The organism is Candidatus Aminicenantes bacterium, from assembly GCA_011049425.1.
In the GTDB taxonomy this organism is placed as follows: domain Bacteria; phylum Acidobacteriota; class Aminicenantia; order UBA2199; family UBA2199; genus UBA876.
On record DSBM01000054.1, the window covers coordinates 1 to 4,784 of the forward strand.

Annotated in this window: 4 protein-coding genes; 3 read left to right on the forward strand and 1 reads right to left on the reverse strand. The window is 58.6% G+C overall.

Annotation, left to right across the window (positions count from 1 at the left end; genetic code table 11):
* The first annotated feature begins 102 nt into the window (after nt 1-102).
* From ENN40_04095 to ENN40_04105, 3 genes are all read left to right on the forward strand, one after another.
* Nucleotides 103-1,968, forward strand: coding sequence for a hypothetical protein (locus ENN40_04095; protein HDP94527.1), 1,866 nt, complete (start codon nt 103-105; stop codon nt 1,966-1,968).
* Between the two features lie 58 nt (nt 1,969-2,026).
* A complete protein-coding gene (locus ENN40_04100; protein ID HDP94528.1) occupies nt 2,027-2,485 on the forward strand; it encodes an MBL fold metallo-hydrolase in 459 nt (152 codons plus the stop codon).
* Nucleotides 2,486-2,609: 124 nt separating this feature from the next.
* Nucleotides 2,610-4,550, forward strand: coding sequence for a heavy metal translocating P-type ATPase (locus ENN40_04105; GenBank protein HDP94529.1), 1,941 nt, complete (start codon nt 2,610-2,612; stop codon nt 4,548-4,550).
* 71 nt (nt 4,551-4,621) lie between these two features.
* Here ENN40_04105 and ENN40_04110 read toward each other — a convergent pair whose 3' ends face one another.
* Nucleotides 4,622-4,783: a hypothetical protein gene (locus tag ENN40_04110; protein ID HDP94530.1), complete on the reverse strand. Its 162-nt coding sequence runs from the start codon at nt 4,781-4,783 to the stop codon at nt 4,622-4,624.
* Nucleotide 4,784 lies beyond the last annotated feature (1 nt).

Here is a 4,784-nt window from a genome sequence, read left to right on the forward strand (position 1 = left end):
CACCCTGGAACTTCCGGAATGGCTGCCCATGCGCTTCGCAATGGCCCTGAAGCGTTGCGGGTGGACTTGGAGGGTCCTGGGCACGTCCCTGTGGGTAGAATAATGAAAATATTCCACACCCTCCTCATTCTATTCTTCTTGCCCCTGACTCTGGCCGGAGGGGACGAAAAGATTGAGGCCCTGAAAAGACGAATCACCGATTATGAACAACTCCTCATACAGCCAATAAAAAAAGAACTGGCCACTCTGCGTGCCCGCTTCACGGAAGTCCAGGCCGAATTAGACCGGATCGCCGCGGATATCGAGGCCGTAAAAGAAATTCAGGCAAAGTACCGGCAGGCACTCTTGGAGAAAAAGCACAAAGTCGAGCTGGCACGCAGCCGCCTGCCCGAACTGTTGCTTAAGAGACCGGTCCAGTTGACGAAGCGAGACAAGTACGATCCATGGCTTCGCAGGAAGTGGCTGGATGCAAAAGACTGGTGGCGCCGCAAAAGCTATGAGTGGGCGCAAAACGGCTTCGGGATAATCCGCGCGGCAGTGGTGAAGCGGGGAATGAGCGAATCCACGCGCAAAGAACTCATGGCAGCCTACAAGCAGGCACTGGCCGAACGTGACCGCCTGAACGTTACGATCAATCAACGTCTCAATGAGACTGGAATCCCGCTGCAGAGCCGTTCGGGCCAAGCGATCAAGGTAAAAGGCATGAAAAACATCGAGGTCTTGATCTGGGAACTGCAGCAGCGCCAGCACGAGCTGGAGATCGAACGGGCCAGTATCAAGGCGGATATCTATGCACGCGAACATAGTCTGAAGAGCTATCTTGAAGAACTGGCGAAGTTGAAAGCGGAACTCGAGTCACTTTACGCAAAAAAGCTCGCCGAGCAGGAGAGCGCCCGCAAGCGTCCGCCCCCGCGACCGGAGGGCGGCATTGACTTCCTGCTTGACATGCAGGTGCCCACGCCCCGAGGGGCGTTCGAGATTCCCGTCGTGCTCGAAGTTTTTGGAAGCTACGATCCCACAACCGCGGTGCGCTACGCGCGCATCAATTTGAGAGACCCAGCCGCGGCGACTTACGTGACCCTTTTCGGGAAACGCCCCAAAGAGACGATCGAATCGAGCATGGATCGCTTCACGCGCCTCGGAGAAGCACTGACCGCTTTGCGAAGCGAAGGACACCGCAACGATTTTAAGAGCGGTGCCATTCGCCACGTACCCGCGGTTGTTCTATACCGCATTGACATGGCTGGCCGTCCCACACGTTACTGGATGACCCACCCTGAAGCCCGCTGGAACACCACTTTGGGCCGCTTCGCCATTGCCGGGCTTGCTCCGGGAAAGCATGTGGTCCACATCCAGGCGGTCACGCAGTCCGGCGAGCGGCTGGAAGCAAAGCGAACCCTGCTTGTGCGCCAATTCAGGAAAGTGGCCATCGCAGCCGCCCGCACCGAGCTGGCCACCATGATCCGCCGATGTGAGCAGGCGTTCGCCATACCGGACCCGAAAGCTCGGATCTACGCGCTGATCAACGGTCTGCAAAACCTGCAGCGGCCGATCGCCGCCGTTGCCGAATCTGCGGGGTGTAAGCCGCAGGACCTGTATGGTGCGCTCGACGTGGAGGCCCGCGCACTTGCCGTGTTAATCAACGCGAATCCTTTCTGGAAACAGGGCTGGGCCAGCCCGCGCAAGGCAATGGAGTGGTTCCGGTCCCTTTGCACGTTCACCTGCACGGAAAAGGCCTACCGGCACCTGTCCTCAGTAGCCGCGGCTGCGCGTGCGTTCGCGGGCAGCCAGGGCAATGAGGCCTACACCCGCCACGCCGACAGCCTGTCCAAGGGCATGGCGGACATATCCCTCGCCCTGGGCAAACACTCCAGGACCATCGCCGACCTGATGAAGGTAAAGGTGTCCCGAGAGAGCTGGTGGCCTTCGCCGCTTCAATTGAAAGAGCTGTTCAGCGCCTTGAAATAAGCCTGCCCTCAACCTGCGCGCTGTGCTACCATGAGAAAGTCATTAAGGGGAGGATGATATGAATGCAAAATTCATTTGCGCGGCAATGACCCTGGCGGCAGGGACATTGTACCTGAACGCATCGTTGAAATCGACCATCCTAAATGACAATACCGTCCATACACCGGGCACCCGCTCAGACTGGGGCTTTTCCTGCCTGGTCGAGAAGAACGGACATACCCTGCTTTTTGATGCGAATACCCAACCCCATATCCCGGCCAACAACGCTAAAAAACTGGGAGTCGATTTATGCGCCGTCCGCCACGTCATGATCTCCCACGGCCACCGCGACCACTTCGGTGACCTGCAAGCCGTTTTACGCACGGCCCTCAATCTTTGCTGCATTGGCAAAAAAAACATTGCCTGCTATATACTGACTTTGAATGAACGATGCTGTACAGCTTCCTTTTTTCTCGTGCAGCAAATGTGTCAAGAACTGAACATGGTCTATATGGCCAAAGGATCGCTTGATGAATAAGGAAAAATCTCACCATCACAATCACGAAACCGAATCGCGCGCCGGCCATGGGGCGCATGGGGAATCAGGGAAGGGCTCCGGGAACCACAAAGGCCACGATCAGCACGCGGGCCACAGCCCGAAGATGTTTCGGGATAAGTTCCGGCTCTCTTTCGTTCTCACCCTGCCGGTGGTATTCTGGTCCGTACACATCGAGGACCTGCTGGGCTACCGGGCGCCCGAGTTTTTCGGCTCAGCATGGATTCCTCCAATTCTCGCGACCGCCATATTTCTATACGGTGGCCTGGTCTTCCTGCGGGGAGGTTTGCGGGAACTGAAAGCGCGGTTGCCCGGGATGATGACGTTGATCTCCCTGGCCATCTCCGTTGCCTTCATCTTTTCCTGGGTCGTGCAACTCGGGTTCATTGAAGCGAAAGCGCTTTGGTGGGAGCTTGCGACCCTTGTCACGATCATGCTACTGGGTCACTGGATCGAGATGCGCTCGATCATGCAGGCCCGGGGCGCGCTTCAGGAGTTGGCAAAACTTCTCCCCGACACGGCGACCCGCATCACGGGGGAGACCGAGGAGACCGTCCCTGTCAGCGAATTGCAGGAAGGCGACATTTTACTCGTCCGTCCGGGCGAACGCATCCCGGCGGACGGGATTGTTCGCAAAGGCAAGAGTGCCATCAACGAGGCCATGTTCACCGGGGAGGCACGGCCGGTGAAAAAGAAAGAGGGCGATGAGGTTATCGCCGCCACCATCAACGGCGAAGGATCAATTCGCATGGAGATCACGGGCACCGGGGAAAACACGAAGCTGTCCGGTATCATGCGTCTGGTGGCGGATGCCCAGAAGTCCAAGTCGCGAGCGCAACACCTGGCGGATCGCGCGGCGCAGATCCTGACGGGAGTAGCCGTTTTCTCCGGTGTTCTCACATTCACCGTCTGGCAGTTGTTGGACGCGGAAATTGATTTCTCCATCATTCGGGTCGTGACCGTGCTGGTCATCGCGTGCCCCCATGCACTCGGGCTGGCAGTGCCGCTGGTTGTCGCCATCTCAACCAGGCTGGGCGCCGAAAACGGCCTGCTTGTGCGCGATCGGCGCGGACTCGAGGCGGCCCGGAACCTGGACACCGTGATTTTTGACAAGACGGGAACACTCACTCAAATGGAGTTTCGCGTTGTGGAGATGGCGGTTGCGGATAATACGTCGAACGAAGAAGCGCTTCGCATCGCGGCGGGAGTGGAATCGCAGTCGGAACATCCCATCGCGCGGGGAATCGCGAAAACGGCCGAGGAAAGAAAGCTTGACGTGCCCGCCGCGCAAGAATTCCGCTCACTCCCGGGAAAAGGCGTTGCGGCTACAGTCGACGGGGTGGAATACCATATCGGCGGTCCGGCACTGCTCAAAGAAGAGGCGGCGCAGATACCCGACGCGCTTCGGAAAGCAGCCGAGGCGGCGGCCGGCCGGGGGCAGGCCGCCATTCATCTGCTTCGGGACGGAAAGGCAATGGCTGTTTTCGCGGTGGCCGATGCCATCCGCGAAGAAAGCCGCGAGGCGATCCGCGCCCTGCAGGAGCGCGGCATCGATGTGGCAATGCTCACCGGCGACTCACAGGCGGTGGCGGACGCAGTAGCTGCGGAGTTGGGCATCGACACCGTGTTCGCCCAGGTTCTTCCGGAGGATAAGGCCTCGAAAGTACGGGAACTGCAAGCCATGGGGAAAAAGGTGGCGATGGTGGGCGATGGCGTAAACGATGCCCCCGCCCTGGCCACCGCCGATATCGGGATTGCGATCGGCGCGGGCACGGATGTCGCGGTGGAAGCCGGTCACATCGTGCTCGTACGATCCGATCCCCGCGATATCCCCAGGATCGTGGCGCTATCCCGCGCCACGTACAGGAAGATGCTTCAAAACCTGTGGTGGGCGGCCGGTTACAACATTATCGCGATACCCCTGGCAGCGGGAGTGCTCGCGGCCTGGGGTGTTCTGCTTACCCCGGCAGTGGGCGCGATCCTGATGTCGGCCAGTACGGTGGTTGTGGCCGTCAACGCCCAGCTTCTCAAGCGCGTGGAACTGTAACAGCCCAAAACCGGGTTCAGGCTGTGATGAAAATCTGAACCCGGTTTTGCCGCATGTTCTCCCAGCTTTTTTCAGGGAGTGGATATGGTGAAATTGACCTGGAAAGATACCCGTTCACCGTTCTTTTCGACAAACACCGGGTATTGGCCCGGAGAAAGGTTCGGCAACACAAAAGTAATGGTGTGATACGTCCATGATACGATCTGGGCGTTCACACCCCCGAATTTCACCACG